Origin of the sequence: Fictibacillus enclensis, from assembly GCF_030123385.1 — a bacterium.
Taxonomy (GTDB): domain Bacteria; phylum Bacillota; class Bacilli; order Bacillales; family Fictibacillaceae; genus Fictibacillus_C; species Fictibacillus_C enclensis.
In genome coordinates, this window is record NZ_CP126109.1 from 4,687,721 (window position 1) to 4,701,842 (window position 14,122).

11 protein-coding genes are annotated in these 14,122 nt (G+C 43.9%); 8 read left to right on the forward strand and 3 right to left on the reverse strand.

All coding sequences use genetic code 11. From position 1 onward, the window contains the following. Positions 1-34: 34 nt before the first annotated feature. Both rbsK and QNH15_RS24185 read right to left on the reverse strand, forming a co-directional pair. Complete coding sequence (gene rbsK / locus QNH15_RS24180) at positions 35-913, reverse strand: ribokinase (protein ID WP_283891196.1); 879 nt, start codon at positions 911-913, stop codon at positions 35-37. Between the two features lies 1 nt (position 914). Next, positions 915-1,919 carry a LacI family DNA-binding transcriptional regulator gene (locus tag QNH15_RS24185; protein WP_283891198.1) on the reverse strand — a complete coding sequence of 335 codons (1,005 nt, stop codon included), beginning with the start codon at positions 1,917-1,919 and terminating at the stop codon, positions 915-917. A 358-nt stretch (positions 1,920-2,277) separates the two neighbouring features. Here QNH15_RS24185 and QNH15_RS24190 point away from each other — a divergent pair, with 358 nt between their 5' ends. The 7 genes from QNH15_RS24190 (at position 2,278) to QNH15_RS24220 (ending at position 10,671) form a co-directional block, all read left to right on the forward strand. Beyond that, entirely contained in the window at positions 2,278-2,832 is a 555-nt protein-coding gene (locus QNH15_RS24190; RefSeq protein WP_283891200.1) for an AAA family ATPase, read from the forward strand. Between the two features lie 142 nt (positions 2,833-2,974). Then, the gene (locus tag QNH15_RS24195) at positions 2,975-3,958 is read left to right on the forward strand and encodes a BMP family lipoprotein (RefSeq protein ID WP_283891201.1); all 984 of its coding nucleotides are present in this window, start codon (positions 2,975-2,977) and stop codon (positions 3,956-3,958) included. 35 nt (positions 3,959-3,993) lie between these two features. Beyond that, positions 3,994-5,646 (forward strand): methyl-accepting chemotaxis protein, encoded by a 1,653-nt coding sequence (locus tag QNH15_RS24200; RefSeq protein WP_283891203.1) that lies wholly within the window; start codon positions 3,994-3,996, stop codon positions 5,644-5,646. A 597-nt stretch (positions 5,647-6,243) separates the two neighbouring features. Continuing rightward, positions 6,244-7,548, forward strand: coding sequence for an MFS transporter (locus QNH15_RS24205; protein ID WP_283891205.1), 1,305 nt, complete (start codon positions 6,244-6,246; stop codon positions 7,546-7,548). A 15-nt stretch (positions 7,549-7,563) separates the two neighbouring features. Beyond that, the gene (locus tag QNH15_RS24210) at positions 7,564-8,532 is read left to right on the forward strand and encodes a 2-hydroxyacid dehydrogenase (RefSeq protein ID WP_283891207.1); all 969 of its coding nucleotides are present in this window, start codon (positions 7,564-7,566) and stop codon (positions 8,530-8,532) included. Positions 8,533-8,916: 384 nt separating this feature from the next. Then, on the forward strand, positions 8,917-9,534 hold the full coding sequence (locus tag QNH15_RS24215; RefSeq protein WP_283891209.1) for a cell wall hydrolase: 618 nt from the start codon (positions 8,917-8,919) through the stop codon (positions 9,532-9,534). A gap of 198 nt (positions 9,535-9,732) precedes the next feature. Further along, positions 9,733-10,671, forward strand: coding sequence for an LCP family glycopolymer transferase (locus tag QNH15_RS24220; RefSeq protein ID WP_283891211.1), 939 nt, complete (start codon positions 9,733-9,735; stop codon positions 10,669-10,671). Between the two features lie 170 nt (positions 10,672-10,841). Here the strand turns inward: QNH15_RS24220 and QNH15_RS24225 are convergent, their stop codons facing one another. Continuing rightward, on the reverse strand, positions 10,842-11,387 hold the full coding sequence (locus QNH15_RS24225) for a Rok-like winged helix domain-containing protein (RefSeq protein WP_283891213.1): 546 nt from the start codon (positions 11,385-11,387) through the stop codon (positions 10,842-10,844). Between the two features lie 222 nt (positions 11,388-11,609). Here QNH15_RS24225 and QNH15_RS24230 point away from each other — a divergent pair, with 222 nt between their 5' ends. Beyond that, positions 11,610-14,063 carry an ABC transporter permease subunit gene (locus tag QNH15_RS24230; protein WP_283891215.1) on the forward strand — a complete coding sequence of 818 codons (2,454 nt, stop codon included), beginning with the start codon at positions 11,610-11,612 and terminating at the stop codon, positions 14,061-14,063. The last annotated feature ends 59 nt before the right edge of the window (positions 14,064-14,122 follow it).

Below are 14,122 nucleotides of genomic sequence, written 5' to 3' on the forward strand. Positions count from 1 at the left end.
CACCTCTTTTTCGTGCTGTAATTTCTATATAAATTTATCCGTTAACAGCGATAAACTGCTCGACTTCTTCCTTTGTTGGCATGCCGGTCTGGGCACCGAGCTTGGTGGTCGAAAGGGCCGCGACCGCATTTCCATATCTGCAGGCTTCTTGTAACGATAGACCTTGACTCAATCCAACTGCCAGTCCCCCGTTAAATGAATCTCCCGCTCCTGTCGTGTCCTTTACCTCAACTTTGTAAGAAGGGATATTCACTTCCTCATTGTTTTGATAAAACGTAAGGCCTTCCGATCCCTTAGTTACAATGATTTTGTCCTGAATGGAGGCTTGGTCACGTCCTTGAAGCAACTGTTCCAGCTCATGTTCATTAGGCGTGATATAGTCCGTTTGCTGTAGGAGTTCTTCAGACAACTCCTGTATAGGAGCGGGATTCAGGATGACCTTTACTCCGTTTTCCTTTGCGATGCTCACCGCCTTTTGGACACTTTTCAGCGGAATTTCAAGCTGTACCAACAGAAAATCACTGCCGGCGATGGCATCCCGCTTCTTTTCCACCAACTGAGGAGTCACACTATGGTTGGCTGCAGGAACCACAATGATGCTGTTATCACCTTCTGAAACAAGGATGGTAGCCGTTCCTGTTGATCCGGAAACCTGATCTACATGGCTGACATCGACGCCCTGTTTTTTCAGATGCTCCAGCAGCTCTGTGCCAAATACATCATCACCGACACAGCCTACCATCCGGACATCAGCTCCGAGTTTTGCCGCTGCCACTGCTTGGTTGGCTCCCTTTCCTCCAGGTATCGTCCTGAATTCCTGTCCAAGGAGGGTTTCTCCCATCTTGGGCACTTTTTCCGAAAGGGTCACCAGGTCCATGTTAATACTGCCTACTACTGTGATCTTTGGCGCCATGTTATCGTCCTCCTTTGTTATTGTTCTGTTTTCTGGTGGATTCCCGCTCGATTAGCTCAACCTCCAGTTCGAGGAACGTGCGCTCGACAGGCTTCTTTTCAATGAGCTTTACGAGCAGATCGGTAACGGCTGTCCCCATATCGTAGATCGGCTGCGCAATGGTGGTTAGCTCTGGTGTCGTCGCCTCGGCTATGGAAATTCCGTCAAACCCGATGATGGCCAGCTCCTCAGGCACCTTTTTTCCAATCCGATGAGCGGCCTTTACTGCTCCGATCGCCATCACATCGTTTGCCGCAAAAATCCCGTCAATCTCGGGATGACGCTCCAAAAGCTCCAGCGTTGCCTGGATCGCGGTCTTCATCACATAGTTTCCGTCCGCTATATAGCTGGATTGGAACCAGGGCGCGCTTCCCACTTCTTCAAGGTAGCCGTCCGCCCGCTCGTTCGCGTTATCAATATGGTGAGGGCCCCTGAGATGGGCGATGCGCTCACAGCCAATTTCTTTTAGATAACTTGTTGCCTTTTGCGCACCTTCCTTATTTTTTACGACCACTGTTGGAATTTCCGCGGTAATCTTGCGGTCAATACTTACGACAGGTATGTTCAGCTCTTTCACTTTTTCAGCTGTGAGCGTATTGGAGGCAACAATCACGCCATCCACATACTTTTGGAGAAGAATCTCCAGATAATGCTCTTCCTTCTCCACATTCTCATCTGTGTTGCAAAAGAACACATTATAGCCCTTCTTGTGAGCCGTATCCTCCACCGCTCTTGCCAGTTCGGGGAAAAACGGGTTCACAATGTCCGGTACGATCAATCCGATTGTTTTTGATGTTTTTTTATAAAGGCTTCGGGCAACCGCATTTGGCTTGTAATTCAATTGCCTGATCGCTTCGTCTACCTTTTTCTTTGTTTCATTATTTACGTATCCATTGCTGTTGAGCACCCTGGATACCGTCGCCACGGAAACCCCCGCTTGTTTGGCGACATCTCTGATGGTTGCCATACTGAACACCCCATAAAATCCAAATCGCTATGTGTAACCGGTTACATGTTGTTGAAATAAATAAGCGGTTCTGATGTGTAACCGGTTACACACAGTATAATTTCTCTTTTTATAAATGTCAAAGAGAAATTTTTGGCAGTCCAGGCTAGTGGATGTACTTTACTTGCGCTAAAGACACGAATACTTGCGGGAAGGTAAATATTACTTGCGGTTCGACACGAAATAGTTGCGGTATAGCCCACTTTAGTTGCGGTTCGACAAAGAATAGTTGCATATCACGTCATTTTCATAAAAAATAATCCCTTATTGAGTGAACAGTTTCTATCTCGTAAAATTAATTAAATAGGGGGTGATCTCAGTGAAAATACAAATCATCGGTGGGTCTGGAGCCGGAAAAAGCACTTTGGCCCAATACATTAGTGAAAAAGAAAAGATTAAATGGATCGATACCGATCAATATTTGTGGAAAGATGATACTTTTACTGAAAATCATCCGATTGAAAAGCGGTTGGACATGTATCAAAAAGACATGGAATCTTCCAGCAGTTATGTGGTCTCAGGTTCTACTTATTCTTGGTATCCCCAGGGATTTTGCAGCCGGGAGCTCCTGGTTTTTCTTTCACTTAATGAAACCATCCGATTAAAACGGTTAAGAGATAGAGAACGCCAACGGGAAAATCTGACTAAATCATGGTGGCTTGATGAAAACAGAGAGTACACAAACGACTTTTTAGAATGGTGCAAAACCTATTACACTGCGACAAATAAAAGCAGTGCAGGCACATATGCTCAGCATGCGTATCTCATGAGAATATCAAAAAGCCCCGTTCTTAAGCTTGATAGCTCTCAGTCTGTTGAAAAACTGTACGACGAAACGATGAAGGAATATAAAAAACACTATCCTCAGCGATAAAAAAAGCCCTGTATGTCTCGATTTGAGCATACAGGGCATTTTTTTTGAAACATTTTATCATCCATTAAACTCTCATTTGTCAGATACCGATAATAACATTGTGATGTATCCCAGCACAATTTGGAAGGAGAAATAGTACAGCATGAAGAAACACACACGCATTTTTTTAGGAGTACTTTTACTTATCACCATTCTTTTGAGCGGTTGTGGTTTACAAGAAACGAATCCCATAGACCATAAAACCAAAATTGGTATCATGCTATCGGATGTTGGCCTTGGAGATCAGTCGTTTAGTGATGCCGGTTTTAACGGATTAGAAAAAGCACGAGACCATTTAGATATCATTTTTGAATACCGAGAATTAAAAGATACAAAGACATATGAAAAAGGATTAACAGAGTTAGCTGAATCAGGCAATGATTTGATTATTGGTCTGGGTTTTATGGTTCAAGAAGATTTAGAAAAAGTGGCTAAGAAGTATCCTGAAAAACAGTTTTTACTAGTGGATTCCGTGTCAGATGTAGATAATGTCTCTTCTCTGACCTTCAAAGAAGATGAAGGAAGTTACCTTGCCGGTGTAATGGCTGCTTTAACAACAAAAACCAAAACAGTAGGATTTGTAGGTGGCGAAAACGCACCGCTTATTCAAAAATTCGCTAAAGGGTTTACCGAGGGAGTTAAGTCTATCGACCCTTCTATTAAGGTCCTTAAAGAATATGCAGGAGATTTTGGGAATGATAAACTCGGTGAAAAAATTGCAAAAGACATGATTGCAAAAAAGAGTGATGTGTTATATGCCGCGGCTGGTTTTACAGGTGTTGGTGTTTTAAAAAAAGCGGAACAAGAAGGGGTTTATGCTATTGGTGTAGATAGTGACCAATTCTTCTATGCTGAAAAGGCAATCATAACTTCAATGGTCAAAAATGTGGATAGCGCTCTTTATGATGTTGTAAAAGAATTTAAACAAACGAAAACCATTAAAAACAAACACATTGAACTTGGTCTGGCTGAAAAAGGTGTTGGGCTTGCAACCATTCGTCTGGTTTCTTTATCAGATAAACAACAAGCCAAGCTGAAAGAAGCGGAGCAAAAAATAATCAACAATGAGGTATCCTTTACTAACTAACAACAAGTAGCATTTCGACAGCAGGAGGAAATTAAATGTCTATAAGGAGAAAAATTCTTTTCAATTCTTTGATCGGCCTTGTTTTATCTATACTGATGATCGGGTTCATCATCACTAAAATGCTTTCCATCCAGAATTCGAATGAAGATAATGTATCCGGAGTAGTCGCCGTCAAGGACCTAAGCGCAGAGATGCGATTAGTAAGTTTGAATCTTAACAATTACGCAAGCCATCCAACGGAAGGAAACAAAAAAGATTCTCTTGATGAATTAAGAAATGTAGATAAAGCGTTTGTTCATACGAAACCTTTACTCGTTACTAAGCAAGGGGAAAAGTATTTTGAGCTGGCTTATTCCAAATTCAAAACATTGACAGAGGAAACGGAAACAGCATTCAATAGTGACAACCTAGCTGAAATTAAAAAACAAAGTATGAAAACAAAAGGGATTTCCAATGATTTATATTCCTTAAACTTAATTACTGACTCCCACTACAACTTTATCAAGAAGTCTACAAAAGACCAAATTGATTTCGTAATTACCTTTGCTCTTATCGGTAGTATTGCATTAATGATTATCTCAGCATTTTTCTTAATTCGTATGACCAACAGTATTATAAAACCATTAAAGAAATTAACCAAAAATGCACAAGAAATCGCCTCTGGAAATCTGGTAGTTGAAAAGGTGAACTATAAAAATAATGATGAATTAGGTACGCTCAATGAATCGTTTTCTAAAATGGTGGAGCAGCTTACTTCTCTTATCACTTCAATTGGTTCAGCAAGTCAAAAAGTAGAATCATTCGCGATTGAATTAGAACAAGAAAATGAGCATTTGACCGAATCAAGTAAGCAAATTGCTTTTTCTACTGATGAATTATCTATCGGTACACAGAGTATCTCAGAAAATTTACAAAGCTCTGTAGAATTAGTTGGACAAATGGACAGAGGATTTGCAGCTAATGTGAATATCGCTCACCAGTCCTTTGATTACGCTTCTGATGCCTCTGTTGCAATCACAGAAGGAAGAAACGCGATCAATATGCAGCAAGTTCTGCTTACGGAGAATATCCAGGCAACACATTCAATTGAAGAAGCTACAAAGGAATTCATTCAATATGCTACAAAAATTGAAGACATGGCCAATATCGTTTCGAAGATCGCAAACCAAACTAACCTTCTTTCTTTAAATGCGACAATCGAAGCCGCTCGTGCAGGAGAAGCTGGCCGAGGTTTTGCAGTAGTTGCACAGGAAGTACGAAAACTAGCCGATGAATCAACTACCGCTACTGTTCATATCTTTGAGATGGTTAAACTTATTCAACAAGGATTAGGAATCATTTCAGATTCCGTTGAAAAGGGTGTAAAAATTTCAAACGAACAAAGCCAGCATATGGCTCGTACTTTAGGGACTTTTGAACAAATCGAAGAAAAAGTCCAAGGTATTTCTACTGTGTTAGAAGAACTTGTGGTTGGAGTCGATAACTCTAAGAAATCCAACGAAAACGTACTAAAAAATGTAGAGAATATCAGCGCGGTTGTAGAAGAAACTGCAGCTGGCAGCGAAGAAATTTCCGCTTCCACTACTGAACAGCTCACTTCATTCAGTAATGTCGTTGATAAAATCACTTCATTACGAACATTAACAAATGAACTTAATACTACTTTATCTCAATTTTCCTTTGAATAAGTTTTAATTAAAGGGGCTGTCCAAGAAGTCTGGAAGCAGTTGATTTTCGTTCCAGGCCGCTCGTTTTACCGGCGTGAACGCCTACCTTACCGGCGTGAACGCCTACCTTACCGGCGTGAACGCCTACCTTTTGGCGCAAGCGCCGGGTACCGGTGCTAGCACCTACTTAGTCTCACCTGTCACGCTAGTCCCACTGGACAAGGAACGCTTCGGCAGCGAAACATCGCACGAAGAAAATGTGGTGTTCATTTTCGAGGATCTCGCGCCTTTCACTACAATCAACTTTTCAAGGAAGCTTTTTACTCAAAAAAAGGGGGTGCCTGAAGGTCGATTTTCAGGACAGCCCCTTCTTCTTTTTCGCCTCTTCTCCCTGGGTCTTTATGCCCATTCTTTCCAGAACGATTGACAAACTTTTATGACCATAATAAGATTATCGACAGAATTATCTGTTTATTTTTTGTTTAATTATCAGAACTTAGTTTTACATTATAAAACTAATGAAGATTTGCCTCCTTGTCCTGACAGAAGATTGCCTTATTTTTTTATTTTGAAAGCGCTGCCAATTAAGGCGTTTTAATAATTTTAGGAGGGATAGGTATGGCTATGGATGCAAATCTGCAAACCAAGCAAATAAAAACGGCCAATCTGGCAAAGAAGTTTCGCTGGACGGTCGTTATCTGGCTGTTGATCGGGGGTATTATCAATTATCTTGACCGTGCGAACCTTTCGATTGCTGCCCCGCAAATGATGAAAGATCTGGGGCTGACTGCCACGGATATCGGTTTATTAGGCACTGTTTTTTCATGGAGCTATGCCCTCATGCAGCTTCCGGCGGGCTGGCTGATCGACCGGTTTGGCACGAAAAAAGTGTATACCCTGGCCTTGATTTGGTGGAGCGGAGCGACCATGCTGACCGGCGCAGTATCCAAGATGGGCTCGTTCATTTTCGCCCGCGTGCTGCTCGGTGTCGGTGAAGCACCATGCTTTCCGACGATGGCAAAGATCACGTCTTATTGGTTTCCTAAAAAGGAACGGGGTTTGGCGACAGGAATTTGGGATTCGTCCTCCAAATGGGGCCCTGCCATTGCACCGCCTTTGCTCGTATTTATCATGGTTACGTTTGGCTGGAGAGCCCTTTTTTACATCACTGGAGTTCTTGGCATCATATTCGCCATCGGATTCTACGTTTTTTACAAAAATCCGGACCAAAGCCGCAAGCTGACCAAACAGGAATTGGACTATATCCAGTCGGATGGGGCAGGTTCTGAGCAAAGCATCCAAACCTCCAAAATTAAATGGAGAGAGCTGTTCAAATACCGGAGTGTATGGGGAATGATTCTCGGCTTTTTCTGCACCATCTGGATCTGGAACATCTTCCTTGTCTTCCTTCCCCTGTTCCTGACGAACGTTCATGGTGTTACACTAAAAGAACTGGGAATTTATGCAGGGATTCCTTGGGTAGGTGGAATCTTCGGCAACATTTTCGGAGGCTACCTGACCAAAAAGATGGTGGACAAAGAAATGGCGTCACCGATCAAGGCAAAACGCATTGCGATTAGTGTAAGTGCCATTTGTGCTGCTATCGTCGTATGCGCTGTTCCGTTTGTCGAGAGCCTTGCCATGACGATTGCTCTGCTTACCCTTGCTCTTTGCTTTATTTCAGCGATGACTGGAAGTGCATGGGCGCTGGCCGGGGACATTGCCCCGCCGTCTATGGTCGCTTCTGTCGGGTCGATTCAAAACTTTGGCGGGTATTTTGGCGGTGCATTTTCTCCCGTCATCGCCGGCTTGATCGTCGACTCTACCGGCTCCTACTCTCTGGCTTTTATTTCCGGAGGCGTTATTGCGGGCTGTGCGGCCTTGTGCTACTGGTTCATCGTGAACAAACCGATTGAAAACTAAAAAGGAGGAACATCCTTGAAACCTTATGTTTACCTGGCAAAACCTGTACCAGAAGAAGTCGAAAACTATATTGCTGAACACTGCTCCTACGATAAATGGGAAGGCTCGGAGCCGATTCCCCGCAGCGAGCTGCTGCAGAAGCTGGGACAGGCAGAAGGTCTTTTGATTACCGGGGAAAAGATCGATGATGAACTGCTTGATCATGCGCCCAACTTAAAAGTCGTGAGCAACATCTCGGTCGGCTACAACAATTTTGATACGGATGCCATGAAACGAAGGAACATCATCGGGACCAACACACCGGACGTGTTGAACGAGACCGTGGCTGACCTTGCCCTCGCGCTCATGCTGTCTGCGGCCCGCCGTGTACCTGAGCTCGACAAGCTCGTGAAGGACGGAAAATGGGAAAAGAAAAGTGATGAACCGCTGTTTGGTGTGGACGTCCACGGAAAAACGCTTGGTATCATCGGCATGGGAAGGATTGGCGAGGCGATCGGCCGCCGTGCCAAATTCGGCTTCAACATGGATATTCTGTATCACAACCGCCACAGAAAGATGGAGACAGAAAAAGAACTGGATGCATCCTATGTGTCACAGGAAGAACTTTTACAGAAGTCGGACTTTGTGCTGCTGATGGTTCCGTTTACCGAAGAAACAAAGCACCTGATGGGCCGAGAGCAGTTTGCCCAAATGAAAAAGTCAGCCATTTTTATTAATACGTCCCGTGGACAGACAGTGGACGAAGGGGCACTGACAGAAGCTCTTCAAAACGGGGAAATCCTTGCTGCCGGCCTCGACGTCTTCGACCAGGAACCGGTTTCACCGGATAACCCGCTGCTCAAATTGCCAAATGTGGTGACCCTTCCCCATATCGGATCGGCCACCTACCAAACGAGATTTGATATGGCCATGCTTGCCGCGGAGAATTTGGTTGCAGTCGTAACCGGCAAAGAACCAACCACTGTAGTAGGTGAACTAAAATGAGTATTGAAATAAACAACAGCCAGGCCTTTTTCAGCGGCCTGGCTTCGTATTGCTCGGCGACCTGTATTTTCTTCTTTTTTACCGTCAGTTCTTCGTGAAACGTATACAGCTCCTGAAGGCTGTTCCCTGGAGGGGTTTCGGACAATACGGGAAGACCGCTTCCTCCGCCAATGATACTAAAAACAATAGGATGGGCCATTTGATCACCTGCTTTTTATGTCATTTAATCGTACATGGTAAATAGTGCCCAGGTCCCTTTATCAAAGGAAAAAAAGTTACTTCCTCCTCATTCCAAAATAAACCTAAAGTTGGATTTTATAGTATAAATTTGTCTGTTACTGTAAAACGGTAGCGTAAAAAAATAGCGAGAGGTGATGTAGATTGATGAAGATTGTAAAAAGAATTGCAGTTTTAGTCGTCATGGGGTTCACACTAGTAGCCACACCAAGCTTGTCGTACGCTCAAATGCTGGGAAAAGGGAGTACTGGCCGGGAAGTCACCGCTCTGCAGCATACTATGAAAAACGCCGGCTATTTTCATGGCCCGGTGACTGGATACTTTGGTCCTCTTACCAAAAATTCTGTTGCGAACTTTCAACAGGCAGCCGGACTTGTTCCTGATGGAGTAGCCGGTCCTAAAACACTGAGAAAATTAAACGATCTGGACATTATGGCAAGGGTGGTCAACGGAGAGGCACGTGGAGAATCCTATATTGGTAAAGTCGCTGTTGCTGCCGTGATCCTGAACCGCCTGGAAGACCGCCGTTTTCCAAAGGATGCCTACCGTGTTGTCAACGAGACAAACGCGTTCACTGCCGTTCATGACGGCCAATACAATCTGCCTCCCGGCCCCGATTCATATCGTGCAGTCGTTGATGCTTTAAAAGGCTGGGATCCTACATACGGTTCCGTTTTCTATTACAATCCAAACACGGCAACCAACCAGTGGATTTTCACACGACAAAGCGTTACACGCATTGGCAATCATATTTTTGCTAAATAATTTTTTTATAAGCTAAAGCCGATTCTCTTGATGAGGATTGGCTTTTTTGGAGTGCAATTATAAATTTGCTGTAATAATCTTTCAATAATCTCTAGCAAACTTGTAATTTTCTGTTATATTATAAAAGATATTGCATTTAATCCGATATAAAACATGCTATGAATTATAGCCGTTACTAATAAAGAAGAGGTTGATGAAATGGATAGTCGTTCAGCAAAGCGCAAGAAAAAGCGCTCTGGTTTAAAGATTGCGTTAATCGTTATAGGGGTAATCGTGCTTATTGCCGCAGGCGGAATTTACTATGTCTATGGTTCCGTTAAAAGCACAGCCAATAAAATGCATGAAGGTTCTGAATGGAATGGTTCAGACAAACGGAATGGTAAACTGGCACCAGGAGAAGGCGATCCGCTTTCCATCCTGATTCTTGGAGTCGACGAGCGACAAGGCGACCGCGGCCGTTCGGACACATTGATTTTAGTTACCGTCAATCCAAAAACAAACAAAATGGTCATGACCAGTATCCCGCGTGATACGCGCACCGAGATTGTCGGGAAGGGTACAGAAGACAAGATCAACCATGCATACGCGTTTGGCGGAGAAAAAATGGCCATCAAGACCGTTGAAAACTTCCTTGATGTTCCGGTCGATTATTATGTAAAAGTAAACATGGAAAGCTTCCAGGGATTAGTGGATGCGCTTGGCGGAGTAACAGTCGACAACGAACGCCTGGCGTTTAAATACGACGGTTATAACTTCCCGAAAGGCGAGTTGAAGCTGAGCGGTAAAGAAGCATTGGCTTACACCCGTATGAGAAAAGAAGATCCTCAAGGCGACTTTGGCCGTAACGCCCGCCAGCGCCAAGTGATCTCAGCGATCATTAACGAAGGAGCCCAGGTTTCTTCCGTAACAAAAATGGGAGACATTCTGGACGTGATCGGTTCCAACGTCAAAACAAACTTGACCTTTGATGAAATGAAAGACATTCAGTCCAAATACAAAGGTGCCCGCAACAACGTGGATAACGTAGAGATCAAAGGAAACGGCAAAATGATCAACGGTATCTATTACCTTCTCGTACCGGATGAGGAACGCACACGCATCCAGTCGATGCTGAAGGAACAATTGGAGATTTCTTAATAAATTAGATGAAGAAGGCTGTCCTCCGGGGTGGTCTTTTTTTACGTGCTGGCGAGGGTTTAGCGTTTACTCACCTTTTTAAACCATTACTCACCAAACACATCATTTTCATAAAAAGATAAGAAAACCCCTTGCAGCATAATAGTCTGCATGGGGTTTCATCATCTCTCTTATTCTTCCTCCTGAAGCTCTTCCGCTTCTGCGTTCACAGGCTCTTGATAAAAATAAACGCCTCTGCCCGGGCTAGTGATTGCATCCGTTTCTTTTTTCAGCTTGTAAAGGATGGTTGTCAGGTTGGCTGGTGATAAGCCATATTGCTTGTCCAGTTCACGTCTGATTTCTGAAATGGTCAGGCTCTTGCTGCTGTCTTTCAGAACATCTCTTACGGCTTGGACGTTTGAAACCTTTGGTCTTGGAGCAGCTGCAGCAGAACTGCTGTTTGATGAGGGTAATGACTCCACCACCTCTTCTTTTCCAGGAACAGCCGTCGGTGCTTCTTCCTCCAGTACTCCCGTGTCTACTGCAACAGCTGCCTCTTCCCTCACCTTCATAGGTTCTTTAAACGCCGTCAATGATGATAGGTTTGGCTGGTTGTCAATTTCCCGTAGCCGATCATATATTTCATTTCTTTCTTTTTGAAGTTCTTTCAGGAAAAATCGTTCTTTTTCCTCCATCTGATGCAACCGAAAAAGTAATGCTTCTTTTTCACTAGACAATGTAAATCCCCCCATATTTCTATATGTATCTACTCATTACTAGAGTATCACAAGATATTGAGATAAATAGTGGCTAATTGTAGCAATTACAAAAGGTAATTTATCCCAAGTTTTCGACAAAATGTAATATAGAATCATGGTTTCTTTAAAATTAACGCGTCAAAAGAAGGAGATTAGTGTAAATTTATGGAACATATTCTAGGTAGGGGGTACTGATTCACTGTGCCTTCATTTACCTTTTTGATCGGAGGATTTTTCCATTTTATGCTTATAAAACGCATGTTTATCACATTTGTTACATCCATCCTTGGCATCTTGCTGATGGGGGCTGTTCCGTTTGCTTTTAACGGAACGTCTTTTCAGTTCAGCAAGTATACCGATGGATTGAAAGAGTTGCTGGGCCAGCTGTCCCATTTGGCTGATATTACTTATCCAGCCGGGGCAGCCCAACGATCGCTTTTTCCTGATGTGTGGGAGCCTTATACCTATTCCATGACAGTGCTGTTTTCCGCGTTGTTTCTGGCTCTATTTGTAGCGGTCCTGCTCAGCATTCTGATTTCCCTGCTTCCAAAACGGTTGTATCAGGGAGCCAAGTCCGTTCTGTTTGTGTTTGAGTCGTTTCCCGATATTTTGATTACGGTGCTGATCCAGTTTTTGATCATCTGGATTTACAAAAAAACAAATGTGCTTCTTTTTGATGTAGTTGCCTTTGGAGATTCACAGCCGTACACTCTCCCGATTCTCTGTTTAAGTGTGATGCCGATTATCCTTTCCCTGCGCATTCTGCTGTTTCATATGGAAGAGGAGTGGGAAGAACCGTACATCGAAAATGCAAAAAGTAAGGGACTTACACGTCTCTATATTCTGATTCATCACATCATGCCAAACACCTTGATTCACTTTTTTCACCAGTCCAAAATGATTCTTTGGTTCATGCTTTCAAATTTGCTCATCATTGAAATCCTGTTCAACATTCGCGGCATCACCAATTTTGTCTATCAGCACGGGGTTCCAGCTATTTTTACCGTTTCCTCCCTGCTTGTCTTCCTTCCGATGTATGCATTTTTCGCTCTTGGATCGTGGTTTACCAACCGTTGGGCCATGCAAAGCGAGGCGGCAGCAACTGCCGCAGCTCAATCGAGCTTGAATTTGGAGCCGTTGTGGCGAGTGCTGAAGCGTTTGCTCGTTCGAATCGTACGCACGCTGCAATATGTCGCTGCACAGCCTCTTTTTGTTGCTGGATTTTGCATCATCGGTTCCATCCTTGCGTTAAGCTTGATCCATAACTATGCGTTTGGCAACGAGATTCCACAAACGCAGGTCATTTATGCCAAGGATGGATTCAACGCCCTTGGGCGCGCGCCATTTGAGCCTTCTTCCCGTTTCTGGTTTGGCACCGACCAGTTTGGATTTGAACTGCTTTATAAAATCGCATCAGGTGCCAAGTATACGATCGGACTTGCTTTCTTCATCAGCCTGGCCCGGCTTCTCCTATCCTTTGCTGGCGGCTATTTGTTCTTTATCATGAATCAAAGGGTGAAAGAATGGCTCAAAGGGCTTGTCGATTCCACCCATTATATACCGGTTGCGCTGCTTTGTTATTTTATTCTGAACGCGGTCGTTCTTTCAGAAGGTCTGACGTTTTGGCAAAAAGGCACCATTTACATTCTGATCTTGACGCTCGTTGCCGTTCCTGCGGTGTCTGTGATGATCGGTTCGGAAATGGAGTTGATCAGTTACCGTGAGTTTGTCACCAGCGCGAAAGTTCTCGGAGGCAGCCGCTTTCATGTATTTTCCAGGCATATCCTACCGCAAATGTTGCCGAAATTGTGGTTTATCTACATTCAGCAAATCATGTACGTCCTGATTTTGTTTGCCCACCTCGGGCTGCTGCAAATCTTTTTTGGCGGCACCGTTCTTGAAGAGTACACAGTCTTTGGCGGAGATTTTTTACCGAAGTCCATGTCCAATGAGTGGTCTGGCCTGATTGGTTCTTACTACCGGCAAATGATGCTTCGGCCGTATCTTCTTATTATTCCTGTGCTGTTTTTTGCGGTCTCTATTCTTGGCGTCAACCTGATGCTTGAAGGATTGAAGCGGACCATTGAGGATTTACAGTGGCGAAGGAAGAAGTACTTTCATCCTGCTTCCCTCGTGATCGTGGCTGTAGCCGTTAGCTTTTGTTTCTTTGCCGTTCACAAGTTTTCGGATGATTTTGCGCAAAAAGAAAAAGTAGCTGCCGCACAGAAAGCCGTGGCGACGGAACAAAAAACCCCAATCGTTGATCTTGATAGTGACACGATCAGCCAATTTGAAGACGGAATGATCAATGGGGTCAGAGAGTACTATATTGGCGGACCAATGGAACGGTCGATCATTAACAGCGTTTATGGAAAGCCGATAAAAGTGAAAGATTATGAGAAACGAACGGACTATTATTACAAGGAAGACGGCTACCAAATCATTATTTCCTCCGGGTTGAGCCGGGTGATCAACCGCATGCAGGTTGAGTACGACAGCTCCCGCAAGGATATTAAAGAAGCGATGAAAATGAAGCCGATGAAAGAGACGAAAGATTCATTATCCTATCTCAAAGGACGATATCTTGTCCTTTTCACCGAAAAATCAAAGGGACACTGGTGGCTAAGCCTCCAGGATCAATATTATTTCAGGTAAAACGATGAAAACCGCACCGGATTTGAGTTCCGGCGCGGTTTTTTTGGTTGGAAGCGACG